Origin of the sequence: Serratia sp. Nf2, from assembly GCF_003028435.1 — a bacterium.
GTDB lineage: Bacteria > Pseudomonadota > Gammaproteobacteria > Enterobacterales > Enterobacteriaceae > Serratia > Serratia marcescens_L.
Window position 1 is genome coordinate 204500 of the sequence record NZ_PYTW01000012.1, and the last position, 13480, is coordinate 217979.

The window sequence follows — 13480 nt, forward strand, 5'->3', positions numbered from 1 at the left end:
GTTTATCGGGTGTTGCGCAGATCTTCTCTCTGCCAACGGCGTTTGATAAATACGCGCCGACGCGTGCGAAAATAAGCGACATAGAGATAGAACGCCGCCCGGTTGCTGAATAGCGCACCGCCAACCACGCCCCCCAGCAGCATGGCGACAGTGGCGATGCCGGTCGTCCCCGCCGCCCACGCCGCCACGGCGCCAAGGCAAAACAGGCCGAGCATGCCAAGGTAATATTGCAACAATACCACCCCGCTGTTTTTACCCTGCACCAGTTGGAACAGGATCAACGTCATCCACACCGCCACGATCGCGCCGCTGCACATGAGAACGGCGGCGGAAGTCTTGCCGCTCCAGGCGGCCGCCACGTCCGTGGCCAGGCCCATCACGCCCGCCAGCCCCAGCGTCAGGCATACCATCAGCAACATGACATTGCCGACGCCCGGCGGCGACAGCCGCTGGCCCGGCGTCAGGAAATGCTGCTCGAGCGGCGCATCCACGCCGGCGAAAAGCGCGCGATCGCGCGCCGCGATTTGGCGTTCCATCTCCCGGCCCTGCGCGATCAGGCGTTTAATCATCCAGTCCGCCATTACCTCACCATCTGCGGCAATTTCTGCATAATGCCCACAAAATACTGCCCGGTGGTTTTCACATTCACTGGCGCAGACAGGGTGCCGCTGATGCCGCTGCCCACGAACGTCAATGAGTTATTGAGCGCCGAATGCAATTGCTGGCGCAGCCCGTTTTGGATCGCTTCCGTCGGGTAGCGCTTCGGGTATAAGCCGTTCTTCACCATCTCTTTCAAGACGTTATTGGAAATTCCCGGATTTTCCGCCCGAATGATGTTTTCGGTCAGCCGCTTCCTTTCGCTACGGGGCATGCTTTTCAGCCATTCCGTCGCCTTGCGCGCCGAAATGCGGCGCATGGCGCGGTAGGTCATCGCCGCTTCCTTCAGGGCAGCCCCGGCACTGGCCAGCGAGATCACATCGAGCACGGTACTGGTGGCGATATACCACTGTTCTGAGTCGAGCTGAGCCAGTTCATCGCCTTTCCCGTCATAAAGCTTGTTGACGCGGTACAGCCCATTGCCGCACTGCAACGCGCTGGCGGCCATGCCGGCATAGCCCAGATAAGCCACCGCCGAGCTGGTGCCGCCGGTAAACGGCACGGCGACGCTGCCCGACGCCAGTAAAAACACCGATACCAGCAGCGTTCCGCACGACAGCGCGGCCGAGGCCAACTCTTTGCTGACGCTGGGTTTGCTCAACGCTTCCGACAACGTATTGGTCGCGGCAACGCGTGAAGTATGAGCCACCGTTTTGCTGATGACCACGTGGGTAACCTGCGAAGCGTTCGAGTAACCGGTGTGCTGCGTCGGGCGGACTAAAAATGAGTTCTGCCCGTCGGAAAAAATAATGCCCACCCCATGAAAGGCGAGGCTGCAGTCCAGCGAGTCCTGCAAAGCTTGCAGATTAATATCGCGATAGAATTCTTGTACGCCGGTATTGCCCAACAGGCGGGCAAACTCGGCGTTGGTCAAATCGTCTTCGGGGGAACCGAACGGCGTAGAAAAAGCGGTTTTCATTGTCGTGCATCCCTATACGTCAGAAGTCTTGGCAGTATAAAAATGCACGACAAAATCACAACCATGCAACCCATAAACTGACTAACGCGTCACGGTTGCTTATCAATCCGACTCACCCCTGCAAAAAGAAGCGGAACGCCGGGTTGTCGGTTTCGTCGTGGCAATCGTAGCCCAGCGCCTGCAGGTGCCGCTCGAATTCCGGCTCGGTTTGCGCCAGTTCGAAGGCCGCCAGCACCCGGCCGAAGTCGGTGCCGTGGCTGCGATAGTGGAACAGCGAAATGTTCCAGTGCGTACCCAGCGTCTGCAGGAACTTCAGCAGCGCGCCCGGCGACTCCGGAAACTCAAAGCTGTACAGCCGTTCACGCAGCGGCTTCGACGGACGCCCGCCCACCATGTAGCGCACGTGCAGCTTGGCCATCTCGTCATCCGACAGATCCACCACCTGATAACCGTCAGCGTTGAGCTCGTCGATGATTTCCCGCCGTTCGGCGTGCCCACGCGTCAGGCGCACACCGACAAAAATACAGGCGTTGTCGGCATCGGCGTAGCGGTAGTTGAATTCGGTCACCGAGCGGCCGCCCAGCAGCTGGCAGAACTTGAGGAAGCTGCCCTGCTGTTCCGGAATGGTTACCGCCAACAGCGCTTCGCGTTGTTCGCCCAGTTCGCAACGTTCGGAAACGTAGCGCAGCCCATGGAAGTTGAGGTTGGCACCGGACAGCACGTGCGCCAGACGCTCACCCTGAATGTTGTGCTGCTGGACGTACTTTTTCAGCCCCGCCAGCGCCAGCGCGCCGGAAGGTTCAGCAATCGCACGCACGTCCTCGAACAGATCTTTGACCGCCGCGCAGATAGCGTCGCTGTCCACGGTGATCACGTCGTCCAGATACTCACGGCACAGGCGGAAGGTTTCGTCGCCGATGCGCTTCACCGCCACGCCTTCGGCGAACAGCCCGACGCGCGCCAGATCCACCGGATGGCCGGCATCCAGCGCCGCGCGCAGGCAGGCGGAGTCTTCCGCTTCGACGCCAATCACTTTGATCTGCGGCATCAGTTGCTTGATCAGCACCGCCACCCCGGCAGCCAGGCCGCCGCCGCCGACCGGCACGAAGACCCGATCAAGATGCGCGTCTTGCTGCAGCAGCTCCATCGCCAACGTGCCCTGGCCGGCGATCACCGTCGGGTGATCGAACGGCGGCACGAAGGTCATTCCTTGCTGTTGGGAAAGCTCGATCGCCTTCGCTTTCGCCTCGTCGAAATTGGCGCCGTGCAGCAGCACTTCGCCGCCGAAACCGCGCACCGCATCCACCTTGATGTCCGCGGTGGACACCGGCATCACGATCAGCGTTTTGATGCCCAGCCGTTTACCGGAGAAGGCGACGCCCTGCGCGTGGTTGCCGGCCGAAGCCGTTACGACGCCGCGCGCCTTCTGCTCTTCGTCCAGCCCGGCGATCATCGCATAGGCCCCGCGCAGCTTGAAGCTGTGCACCGGCTGGCGATCTTCGCGCTTCACCAAAATGGTGTTGCCGAGGCGCGAAGAAATTTTGCTCATGGCTTGCAACGGGGTGACCTGCGCCACCTCGTAGACCGGCGAGCGCAGTACCGCTCGCAGATATTCCGCGCCGCAGGGGGCGCTGGGTAGGGGTTGAGAGACCGCCATGCTGCTTATCCCCCCAGTTTGCTCTTGTCGCGCACCGCGCCTTTGTCGGCGCTGGTGGCCAACGAGGCGTAGGCGCGCAGCGCGAAGGACACCTGACGTTCACGGTTTTTCGGCGTCCAGGCCGCATCGCCGCGCGCCAGTTCCGCCTCATGCCGCGCCGCCAGCTCCTGCTCGCTGACATCCAGTTGGATGCCGCGATGAGGAATGTCGATCGCGATCATGTCGCCGTCCTGCACCAGGGCGATCAGGCCGCCGTTGGCCGCCTCCGGCGAGGCGTGGCCGATGGACAGCCCGGAGGTGCCGCCGGAGAAACGCCCGTCGGTGATCAACGCGCACGCCTTGCCCAGCCCCATCGATTTCAGATATGTGGTTGGGTAAAGCATTTCCTGCATGCCCGGCCCGCCTTTCGGCCCTTCGTAACGGATAACGACCACGTCGCCCGCCACCACTTTGCCGCCGAGGATCGCTTCTACCGCATCATCCTGGCTTTCATAGACTTTGGCAGGGCCGCGGAAAGTGAGGATTTCCTTGTCTACGCCGGCGGTTTTGACGATACAGCCGTTTTCCGCCAGGTTGCCGTACAGCACCGCCAACCCGCCGTCCTGACTGTAGGCGTGCTCGCGGGTACGGATGCAACCCTCTTTGCGGTCGGTGTCCAGCGAATCCCAACGGCAATCCTGCGAAAATGCCTGCGTGGTGCGGATACCGGCCGGCCCGGCGGAGTACATTTTCTTGACGCTTTCGTCACGGGTCAGCATCACGTCGTAGGCTTCCAGCGTCTGCGGCAGGGTCAGCCCCAGCACGTTGTTCACCTCGCGGTTCAGCAAGCCGGCGCGATCCAGCTCGCCGAGGATGCCGATTACGCCGCCGGCGCGGTGCACGTCTTCCATATGGTATTTCTGCGTGCTCGGCGCCACCTTGCACAGATGCGGCACTTTGCGCGACAGGCGATCGATGTCTTCCATGGTGAAGTCCACCTCGCCTTCCTGCGCCGAAGCCAGCAGGTGCAGCACGGTGTTGGTCGAGCCGCCCATGGCGATGTCCAGCGTCATGGCGTTCTCAAACGCCGCCTTGTTGGCGATGTTGCGCGGCAGCGCGCTCTCGTCGTCCTGCTCGTAATAGCGTTTGGTCAGCTCGACGATGCGCTTGCCGGCGTTGAGGAACAGCGCTTTGCGATCGGCATGAGTGGCCAACAGCGAGCCGTTGCCCGGCTGCGACAGGCCCAGCGCCTCAGTCAGGCAGTTCATCGAGTTGGCGGTGAACATGCCGGAGCAGGAGCCGCAGGTCGGGCAGGCGGAACGCTCGATCTGCTCGCTGTCGGCGTCGCTGACGTTCGGGTTAGCGCCCTGGATCATCGCGTCCACCAGATCCAGTTTGATAATCTGGTTGGAGAGTTTGGTTTTGCCGGCTTCCATCGGGCCGCCGGAGACGAAGATCACCGGAATATTCAGGCGCAACGCCGCCATCAGCATGCCCGGGGTGATTTTGTCGCAGTTGGAGATGCACACCATCGCGTCGGCGCAGTGGGCGTTCACCATGTATTCGACCGAGTCGGCGATCAGCTCGCGCGAAGGCAGGGAATAGAGCATGCCGCCGTGGCCCATGGCGATGCCGTCATCCACCGCGATGGTGTTGAACTCTTTGGCCACGCCGCCGGAGGCTTCGATCTGTTCGGCGACCAGTTTGCCCAGATCGCGCAGATGCACGTGGCCCGGCACGAACTGGGTAAAGGAGTTGACCACGGCGATGATCGGCTTACCGAAATCGGCGTCGGTCATCCCGGTCGCGCGCCACAATGCGCGGGCACCCGCCATATTGCGGCCGTGGGTGGTGGTGGCGGAACGGTACTTAGGCATGCTCTTTTCACTCCAAATGTATTTATGACAGGCGGCGAACGAACCGCCTGGATATTCTTATCTGTCTGTCTTGTCGTTACGGATTTACCGGATCCAGCCAGCCGTATTTGTCTTCTGTCTTGCCACTGAACAGGCCGAAGAACGCCTGTTGGATCTGTTTGGTCACCGGGCCGCATTTGCCGATGCCGACCTGAATGCCGTCCACGCTGCGCACCGGCGTGATTTCCGCCGCGGTGCCGGACATGAACACTTCGTCGGCCAGGTACAGCGATTCGCGCGACAGCACCTGCTCACGCACTTCGAAGCCCATGTCTTTCGCCAGCTTGATGATCGCGTCGCGGGTGATGCCCGGCAGCGCCGAAGAGGTAAACGGCGGGGTGTAAATCACGCCGTCTTTCACTTCAAACAGGTTCTCGCCCGCCCCTTCGGAAATGTAACCGTGGACGTCGAGCGCAATGCCTTCCTGATAGCCGTGGCGACGCGCTTCGCTGCCCACCAGCAGAGAGGAAAGATAGTTGCCGCCAGCCTTGGCCGCAGTGGGGATCGTATTAGGTGCGACGCGGTGCCAGGAGGAGACCATCGCGTCGATGCCTTGATCCAGCGCTTCTTCACCCAGATAAGCGCCCCAAGGAAACGCCGCGATAATCACGTCCGTTTTGTAACCGGCCGGCGGGTTGACGCCCATGCCGACATCACCGACGAACACCAGCGGGCGAATATACGCGCTGACCAGGTTGTTCTTGCGCAGCGTGGCGCGGCAGGCTTCCATCAGCTCATCGACGCTTTGCGAAACCGGCATACGGTAGATTTTCGCCGAATCGTGCAGACGCTGCATATGCTCGCGATGACGGAATACCACCGGCCCCAAGTGCGAGTCGTAGCAGCGTACGCCTTCAAACACCGACGTGCCATAATGCAGCGCGTGCGACATCACGTGCACTTTGGCCTCGGCCCAAGGAACCATCTCACCATTGAACCAAATGTAATCGGCTTTCTTTGTCATTGTTATTTATCCTTCTCGGCGCCTCAGGCGCGTATTTGTTGTGATGTTGGCTGCTGGATCTCGACGCAGGAGACGTCCAGTAGTTTGCTTAACTGAGATGACAACAGGGCGACCGGACGCGGGCTGGCAACGGTCAATTCGATATTGATGCTGTCGGCGTTGGCCGGGGAAACCATATTCATAGCACAAACCTGAAAGCCGCGATGACGCACGACCCGCAATACGCGCTCTAACATTTCGGGGCGAAAACGCGCCTGGATCGAGAGTTGATGCTGCATCATGATATTTCCTCCAACATGGTTTCGTTGCCGGCGCCCGGCGGCACCAGCGGCCAGACGTTTTCGAGTTCGTCGATAGAGACCTGCAGCAGATAAGGGCCTTCGGTGTTGAACAGCGCCTCGAGCGCGCCCTCCACCTGATCCTTGCGGCTGATGCGCTGGCCGGGAATGCCGAAGGCGGCGGCCAGCATCAGGAAGTCGGGGTTATCGGACAGGTTGGTTTCGCTGTAGCGACCGTCGAAGAACAGCTGCTGCCATTGACGCACCATTCCGAGGCGCTGGTTGTCCAGCAGCACGATCTTCAGCGGCAGCTGTTTGCGCTTGATGGTGCCCAGCTCCTGCACGTTCATCATGAAGGAGCCATCGCCCGAGACGCAGATCACCGTATCTTGCGGGCGCGCGATCTGGGCCCCTACCGCCGCCGGCACGCCGAACCCCATGGTGCCGAGGCCGCTGGAGGTGATGAAATTCTCCGGGCGTTCGAACGTCATGTGTTGCGCGCTCCACATCTGGTGCTGCCCCACGTCGGTGGTCACCACGCTGTTGGCCGGCTTGCGGGCGGACAGCTGGCGCAAGAACAGCGGCGCGTAGATAGGCTGGCCGGGGTGATCGTAGCGACAGGCGTGCTCGGCTTTCAGCGCCGTCACCTGCTGCTGCCAGGCGGCGATGTTCAGCGGACGCTGCAACGCCGGCAGCAACGTTTTCAAATCGCCCTGCAGGGCGACATGCGCCTGGCGCAGCTTGCTCATTTCCGCCGGGTCGATATCCATGTGGATCACTTTGGCATGCGGTGCGAAGGCGTTCAGTTTGCCGGTCACGCGATCATCGAAACGCGCGCCGACGGCAATCAGCAAATCGCACGCCTGTACCGCCAGGTTGGCAGCCTTGGTACCGTGCATGCCCAACATGCCGAGGTACAGCGGATCTTGCGCATCCGGCGCGCCCAGTCCCTTCAGGGTGGCGACGTTCGGCATACGGGTCACGGCGATAAATTCACGCAGTGCCGGCACCGCCTGCGCCATGCCCACGCCGCCGCCGACGTACAGCATCGGTTTGTGCGCCTGCGCCAGCAGCTCGGCCGCTTCTGCCAACGCCGTCGCCGGGAACATCGGCGCTTCGTCGACCGGCATCAGATGCGGGTGCAAGTCGCCCTGCGCCAGCTGGATGTCTTTCGGGATATCGATCAGCACCGGGCCGGGACGGCCGCCCGCAGCGATGGCAAAGGCTTCCGCCATGATGCCCGGCAAGGCGTCCAGCGACTCCACCAGGAAGCTGTGCTTGGTGCAGGCCAGAGACAGGCCGAGAACATCGATCTCCTGAAAGGCATCGGTGCCGATCAGCGCGGAACCCACCTGACCGGTGATGGCGACAACGGGAACGGAATCGAGCAGCGCATCAGCCAGGCCAGTGATCAGGTTGGTGGCGCCAGGGCCGGAGGTGGCGATGCAAACGCCGACTTTGCCGGTGGCGCGAGCGTAGCCGATGGCGGCCATCGCGGCGCCCTGTTCATGGCGGCACAGCAGGTGTTCCACTCCGCCGTCGTACAGCGCATCGTACACCGGCATGATTGCCCCACCCGGATAGCCGAATACGGTATCCACACCCTGCGCACGCAACGCTTGAACTACCCACTGAGCGCCATTCATAGTTATTTCCCCGCCTTACTTCGACAACCGCAGGATTTTGTTCTGTTTTTCATTCTCTGCCCCTTGCTCCACTTTTCTCTTGCCAATAAAAAACCCCCGGACCTGACGGTGCGGGGGTTCTCTTGCGATTCCGGCTTGTTTGCTAAGCCTTTCTTCGTCCAAGTGCAGCCCCGCACGGTGGGATAATAATCACCACCACGCTAATCACGACTAGGCTAATCACTTGGGCAAAGGCTTTCATAATGGGTTTGTTCACTGTGCTCATTCAGAACTAATGCTTACAGAGGTACCATAGTCGCGCGCGGTATGACAACACTTTTTTTGCGTTATTATTCGGCGCAATCTGGTCATACCTCACGCTAATCGCCCGGATTTCACACGTTGGCGCGCATGTCCGGATTTTTCACCGCGTCGGTGATCGCCTTGCCGCGCGTATCCTTGCCGAAGAACACCAACAGGGCGATCGCCACCGCCACCGAACCGGCGACGATCGCCATCGCCAGGCCATAGTTCTGACCATGATGTTCGGCGATGGTCGCCTGCAGCGTGGCGTTGACCGAGGCGATGAGGTTACCCAGCTGGTACACAAACCCCGGCAGCACCGCGCGCGTGTTGGCCGGCACCAATTCGGTCAGGTAGGTCGGTATCACGCCCCAAGCGCCCTGCACCATGAACTGCATCAGGAAAGCGCCGATCCCCAGCATCAGTGAGCCGCTGGAAAACGCCCACAGCGGGATCACCGGCAGCGCCAGCAACGCGGCGATGATGATCGCTTTTTTGCGGCCGATCTTTTCCGATAACGAACCGAAGAAGACGCCGCCGATAATTGACGCGATATTGTAGCTAATAGCGATAATACTGACGGTTTTTGGATCGAAACCGTGCTGAACTTTCAAAAATACCGGATACAGATCCTGTGTGCCGTGGGAGAAGAAATTGAACGCCGCCATCAACAGCACCAGATAGCAGCACAGCTTCCAGTGGCTCTTCAATACCGGCAGCAAGGCGGTGCTTTCTTTGCGTTCACGCGCCGCCAGCCACACCGGCGACTCCTGCACGCAATAATAAATAAACGGCAGCAGCAGGATCGGCGCCGCGCCGATAACGAACATTCCGCGCCAGCCGACCGTTTCGAACAGCAGGCCGTACACCACCGCCGCCAGCAGATAACCGAACGGATAGCCGGCCTGGAAAATGCCCGACATCAGGCCGCGTGAGCGGTCCGGTATGGTTTCCATCGCCAACGACGACGCCACGCCCCAGATGCCGCCCATCGCAACGCCGTACAACACCCGCAACAGCAAGAAGACCGTCAGCGAGGGCGCAGCGGCGGAGAGCAGCTCAAACACCGAGAAGAAGACAATATTCAACATCAGGATCGGCTTACGGCCATATTTTTCCGCCGCACGCCCGAAGATCAGCGCGCCGATCGGGCGCACCGCCAGCGTGAGCAGAATCGCCAGCGTGACCTGTTCCAGGCCGACGTGAAAGGATTGCGCGATGTCGCTAAGTAAGAATACCAACACGAAAAAATCGAAAGCGTCGAGCGTCCAGCTTGAAAAGCTGGCGATTGCCGCGTTGCGTTGCAGCGGGGTCCAACCAAACATAGTGTTATCCCTACCGTAGAGTACGAAGTCAGGAGGTTTAGCGGCTGCCGGGCAGAATGCGGCGGCGGTCGGGGTTTGTTAAAGAAGTGATTTTTCTTTTAATCAATTGTTAAATACACCCGTTAACCCTATGGTTGCAATGCGTATGGGCCGCTAATATGTTGCAGCCTTCAGCGAATTGTTAATGGGTATTGCCGCAGGTTGCGAGGCGGCTCGCACAATCTCATTTACTGAGATGAAAATCTGCGATTAGGCTGCGAAATTCATGGAAAAATCACCAATAATGTCGCGCAATGCCAGGATGAATCGCGCATCATGTCGCCCTCAGCAAGGAGAGCGACATGTCACTGGCGGTAATCTATAGCCGCGCCATCATCGGCGTTCAGGCCCCTTCCGTGACGGTGGAGGTGCATATCAGCAATGGCCTGCCCGGCCTGACGCTGGTCGGCCTGCCGGAAACCACGGTAAAAGAGGCGCGCGATCGGGTGCGCAGCGCCCTGATCAACAACGGTTTCACCTTTCCCGCCCGGCGCATCACCGTTAATTTGGCCCCCGCCGATCTGCCGAAAGAAGGCGGACGTTACGATCTGCCGATAGCGCTGGCGATCCTCGCCGCCTCCGAGCAATTACCCCTCGCACCGTTGGCGCGCTACGAGTTTCTTGGCGAGCTCGCGCTGTCCGGCTCACTGCGCGCGGTCAGGGGCGCGATCCCGGCGGCGCTGGCGGCGGCTGATGCCGGGCGGCAACTGATCCTCTCGACGGACAACGCCGCCGAAGTCGGCCTGATCGCGCAGTCACACTCCCATACCGCCCAGCACCTGTTGGAAGTCTGCGCTTTTCTGCTCGGCCAGGGCGAACTGCCGGTGGCGGCCACGCCTCCCGCTGCGGACACCGCCTGCGACAGCGCCGATCTGCGCGACATCATCGGCCAGGAGCAGGCCAAGCGGGCACTGGAGATCGCCGCCGCCGGCGGGCATAACCTATTGCTGATTGGGCCGCCCGGCACCGGTAAAACCATGCTGGCCAGCCGCCTAACGGGCCTACTGCCACCGCTCACGGAGCATGAGGCGCTGGAAAGCCTGGCGGTCGCCAGCTTGCAGCATCACATTCCCGCTGCCCTACCATGGCGCCAGAGGCCATTTCGCGCACCGCACCACAGCGCCTCGATGGCGGCATTGGTCGGCGGCGGTTCACTGCCGCGACCGGGTGAGATCTCGATGGCGCATAACGGCGTGCTGTTTCTGGATGAACTGCCGGAATTCGAGCGTAAGGTACTGGATGCGCTGCGTGAGCCGTTGGAATCCGGTGAGATCGTGATTTCACGCGCCAACGCCAAGGTCTGTTTCCCCGCCAGAGTACAACTAATCGCGGCAATGAACCCCAGCCCGACAGGGCATTATCAGGGGTTGCACAATCGCGCCTCACCGCAGCAGGTGTTGCGCTATCTGGCCCGGCTGTCAGGGCCTTTTCTCGACCGTTTCGATCTGTCTATCGAAGTCCCGCTGTTGCCGCCGGGTACACTCAGTCAGCGGAAAACGCATGGAGAAAGCAGCGAACAAGTGCGGAAAAGGGTGCAACAGGCACGCGCCAGGCAGCTCGAACGCGCCGGTAAAGTCAACGCGCTGTTGAGCAACCGCGAAGTGGAACGAGATTGCGTTCTGCAGGCGGCAGACGCCGAGTTTTTGGAAGCGACATTAAACGCGCTGGGGTTATCGGTTCGCGCCTGGCAGCGCATCTTGAAAGTGGCGCGCACGCTGGCGGATTTGGCGGGAGATGCTGAGCTCGACAGATGCCACCTCAGCGAAGCGCTGGGCTATCGCTGTATGGACCGGTTGCTGTTACAACTGCATCGTAGTCTGGAATGAAAATGGGGCCCGCAGGCCCCATCGTCTTTAGTCTTCGCTGTCGCTGTAATCTTCTACAGCGTCAGCCTGCGGTTTACCGCCGGACAGAGTATGGAATTTCTTCGGGCGACGTGTGCGCGCCAGATATTTAGCCCATACTTTTTCCTGCTCGGTAGCCGCTTCGCGCTCACCGCGGCACACTGCGACGAACAGCTGTTCTTCTTCAGTGGCTGGCTGGCGTTTGCCCGAGTCCAGCTCGTTAAACGCGTAGCCGAAGCGCTCTAGCAATTGCGCCTCTTTAATGGTGAAATCGCCGTGACGGGAGAACCCGCGAGGGTAATGTTTATTATCAAAAAAACGATTGGTCGTGGTGAAGCTATCCGCCATCTGACACGCTCCTAATTCTCTTATGGCCGTGCTGTTTATGGCGCGGAGTATTAGATAGGCTTGACAGCGTGTAAAACAAAACATTTAAATCTTAACGACAAATTTTTTTGGAGATAGGTGTGGATACCGAATTACTGAAAACCTTTTTGGAGGTCAGTAGAACGCGTCACTTTGGCAGAGCCGCAGAATCTTTGTACTTAACGCAATCCGCGGTCAGTTTCCGCATCCGTCAGTTAGAAAACCAGTTGGGCGCCAATTTATTTACCCGTCATCGCAATAATATCCGCCTGACGCCTGCCGGCGAGCGGCTTCTGCCCTATGCCGAGAGCCTGATGAACACCTGGCAGTTGGCGAAGAAGGAGGTCGTGCGTTCGCTGCAACACACCGAGTTGTCGATCGGCGCTACCGCTTCGCTGTGGGAGGCCTATCTGACCCCCTGGTTGCAAGCGCTCTATCAACAACGCGAGGCTCTGCAGCTAGAAGCCAGGGTGGCATTAAGGCACTCTTTGGTAAAACAACTGCATGAAAGGCAGCTCGATTTACTGATCACCACTGAACCGCCGAAGATGGATGAGTTGGCCAGCCAGCAGCTGAGCAATTTCTCATTACGCCTGTTCTCATCCGCTTATCGTGACAAACAGGCCCCAATGCCCTACATCAAGCTGGAATGGGGAGCCGACTTCCACCAACAGGAAAACCGCATGTTGGAAGGTGATAACGTGCCGGTGCTTACCACCACCTCTGCCCACCTGACGCGTCAGCTGTTGGAAACCACGGGCGGATGCGCTTTCCTGCCCAGCCAGTGGGAAAAAGAGTATCCACAGCTGGTGGCCGCCGCCGAGATCCCGCCGATTATCCGCCCGCTGTATGCCGTCTGGTTGCAAAATAGCGATCAACAGCCTTTGATTCGGCAATTACTTAAAATACCTTTAAATACCGCAGCCTAAAGCGTTATGACGGCCTTAAACGCCGTCATCGTGGTAATGACTGTCTATCACGCAAAAACGCGCTCATCGCCTTCTGAGAGAAGATAATGTAAAACGATATAAGAATCAGGAGGCCGGCAGGGCAGAGTTCGGAGGAACATGAAGCAACCAGGATCGGGTAAACATCGGCACATAGCGCCCATGAGATCTGTTCCAAAACGGTAAAGAAGAGAAATAATAGGCAAAAAAAAACCCTTTGCTTTCGCAAAGGGTTCTTAATATGGCAGGGGCGGAGAGACTCGAACTCGCGACACCCGGTTTTGGAGACCGGTGCTCTACCAACTGAGCTACGCCCCTAAATCTCGCTTAACATTATGCCTGCTGATAAAGCAGGCATAATTAAATAAGTGGCGGAACGGACGGGGCTCGAACCCGCGACCCCCTGCGTGACAGGCAGGTATTCTAACCAACTGAACTACCGCTCCACCGATTCTTTTACGTCGCATCTCTCGATGCCGGCAAATTCGCGCTCTGCGATTTGCGCATTACCAGTCGTCACACTGATAACGTTTATTTGATGCCTGGCAGTGTCCTACTCTCGCATGGGGAGACCCCACACTACCATCGGCGCTACGGCGTTTCACTTCTGAGTTCGGCATGGGGTCAGGTGGGACCACCGCGCTATTGCCGCCAGGCAAAT

General features: G+C 59.6%; 12 protein-coding genes, 2 tRNA genes and 1 rRNA gene. 2 read left to right on the forward strand and 13 right to left on the reverse strand.

Translation table 11 applies throughout. The annotated features are described in order from the left end of the window. Positions 1-2: 2 nt before the first annotated feature. The 9 genes from C9411_RS23220 to C9411_RS23260 all read right to left on the reverse strand — a co-directional run bounded on the left by C9411_RS23220 (position 3) and on the right by C9411_RS23260 (position 9623). Positions 3-581 (reverse strand): hypothetical protein, encoded by a 579-nt coding sequence (locus C9411_RS23220; RefSeq protein WP_107228013.1) that lies wholly within the window; start codon positions 579-581, stop codon positions 3-5. Next, positions 581-1576: a hypothetical protein gene (locus C9411_RS23225; protein ID WP_063990795.1), complete on the reverse strand. Its 996-nt coding sequence runs from the start codon at positions 1574-1576 to the stop codon at positions 581-583. Before C9411_RS23225 ends, C9411_RS23220 begins: the two co-directional genes overlap by 1 nt. Before the next feature lie 112 nt (positions 1577-1688). Then, positions 1689-3233: a threonine ammonia-lyase, biosynthetic gene (ilvA, locus tag C9411_RS23230; protein ID WP_033654502.1), complete on the reverse strand. Its 1545-nt coding sequence runs from the start codon at positions 3231-3233 to the stop codon at positions 1689-1691. 5 nt (positions 3234-3238) lie between these two features. After that, a complete protein-coding gene (ilvD, locus tag C9411_RS23235) occupies positions 3239-5089 on the reverse strand; it encodes a dihydroxy-acid dehydratase (protein WP_033649965.1) in 1851 nt (616 codons plus the stop codon). Between the two features lie 76 nt (positions 5090-5165). Next, entirely contained in the window at positions 5166-6092 is a 927-nt protein-coding gene (locus C9411_RS23240; protein WP_033636413.1) for a branched-chain amino acid transaminase, read from the reverse strand. Between the two features lie 23 nt (positions 6093-6115). Beyond that, a complete protein-coding gene (gene ilvM, locus C9411_RS23245; protein WP_038874702.1) occupies positions 6116-6373 on the reverse strand; it encodes an acetolactate synthase 2 small subunit in 258 nt (85 codons plus the stop codon). Further along, the gene (ilvG, locus tag C9411_RS23250) at positions 6370-8016 is read right to left on the reverse strand and encodes an acetolactate synthase 2 catalytic subunit (protein ID WP_063990792.1); all 1647 of its coding nucleotides are present in this window, start codon (positions 8014-8016) and stop codon (positions 6370-6372) included. Before ilvG ends, ilvM begins: the two co-directional genes overlap by 4 nt. 142 nt (positions 8017-8158) lie before the next feature. Then, positions 8159-8257, reverse strand: coding sequence for an ilv operon leader peptide (ilvL, locus tag C9411_RS23255; protein WP_013814970.1), 99 nt, complete (start codon positions 8255-8257; stop codon positions 8159-8161). A gap of 133 nt (positions 8258-8390) precedes the next feature. Continuing rightward, positions 8391-9623 (reverse strand): MFS transporter, encoded by a 1233-nt coding sequence (locus C9411_RS23260; RefSeq protein WP_063990791.1) that lies wholly within the window; start codon positions 9621-9623, stop codon positions 8391-8393. Between the two features lie 341 nt (positions 9624-9964). Between C9411_RS23260 and C9411_RS23265 the strand changes: the two genes are divergently transcribed. Next, a complete protein-coding gene (locus C9411_RS23265) occupies positions 9965-11488 on the forward strand; it encodes a YifB family Mg chelatase-like AAA ATPase (RefSeq protein WP_107228014.1) in 1524 nt (507 codons plus the stop codon). Between the two features lie 27 nt (positions 11489-11515). Here C9411_RS23265 and C9411_RS23270 read toward each other — a convergent pair whose 3' ends face one another. Continuing rightward, complete coding sequence (locus C9411_RS23270) at positions 11516-11854, reverse strand: DUF413 domain-containing protein (RefSeq protein ID WP_004929946.1); 339 nt, start codon at positions 11852-11854, stop codon at positions 11516-11518. A 119-nt stretch (positions 11855-11973) separates the two neighbouring features. Here C9411_RS23270 and hdfR point away from each other — a divergent pair, with 119 nt between their 5' ends. Further along, on the forward strand, positions 11974-12801 hold the full coding sequence (gene hdfR / locus C9411_RS23275; protein ID WP_063990789.1) for an HTH-type transcriptional regulator HdfR: 828 nt from the start codon (positions 11974-11976) through the stop codon (positions 12799-12801). A gap of 260 nt (positions 12802-13061) precedes the next feature. Here the strand turns inward: hdfR and C9411_RS23280 are convergent. The 3 genes from C9411_RS23280 to rrf form a co-directional block, all read right to left on the reverse strand. Next, positions 13062-13137 (reverse strand) — tRNA-Trp (locus C9411_RS23280). 51 nt (positions 13138-13188) lie between these two features. Beyond that, positions 13189-13265 (reverse strand) — tRNA-Asp (locus tag C9411_RS23285). A gap of 94 nt (positions 13266-13359) precedes the next feature. After that, a 5S ribosomal RNA gene (gene rrf / locus C9411_RS23290) occupies positions 13360-13475 on the reverse strand. Positions 13476-13480 lie beyond the last annotated feature (5 nt).

What these genes read in the sequence shown, in the direction of transcription:
- C9411_RS23220 (WP_107228013.1), bottom strand. Translation starts at nt 581, where the DNA reads ATGGCGGACTGGATGATTAAACGCCTGATCGCGCAGGGCCGGGAGATG.
- C9411_RS23225 (WP_063990795.1), bottom strand. Translation starts at nt 1,576, where the DNA reads ATGAAAACCGCTTTTTCTACGCCGTTCGGTTCCCCCGAAGACGATTTG.
- ilvA (WP_033654502.1), bottom strand. Translation starts at nt 3,233, where the DNA reads ATGGCGGTCTCTCAACCCCTACCCAGCGCCCCCTGCGGCGCGGAATAT.
- ilvD (WP_033649965.1), bottom strand. Translation starts at nt 5,089, where the DNA reads ATGCCTAAGTACCGTTCCGCCACCACCACCCACGGCCGCAATATGGCG.
- C9411_RS23240 (WP_033636413.1), bottom strand. Translation starts at nt 6,092, where the DNA reads ATGACAAAGAAAGCCGATTACATTTGGTTCAATGGTGAGATGGTTCCT.
- ilvM (WP_038874702.1), bottom strand. Translation starts at nt 6,373, where the DNA reads ATGATGCAGCATCAACTCTCGATCCAGGCGCGTTTTCGCCCCGAAATG.
- ilvG (WP_063990792.1), bottom strand. Translation starts at nt 8,016, where the DNA reads ATGAATGGCGCTCAGTGGGTAGTTCAAGCGTTGCGTGCGCAGGGTGTG.
- ilvL (WP_013814970.1), bottom strand. Translation starts at nt 8,257, where the DNA reads ATGAAAGCCTTTGCCCAAGTGATTAGCCTAGTCGTGATTAGCGTGGTG.
- C9411_RS23260 (WP_063990791.1), bottom strand. Translation starts at nt 9,623, where the DNA reads ATGTTTGGTTGGACCCCGCTGCAACGCAACGCGGCAATCGCCAGCTTT.
- C9411_RS23265 (WP_107228014.1), top strand. Translation starts at nt 9,965, where the DNA reads ATGTCACTGGCGGTAATCTATAGCCGCGCCATCATCGGCGTTCAGGCC.
- C9411_RS23270 (WP_004929946.1), bottom strand. Translation starts at nt 11,854, where the DNA reads ATGGCGGATAGCTTCACCACGACCAATCGTTTTTTTGATAATAAACAT.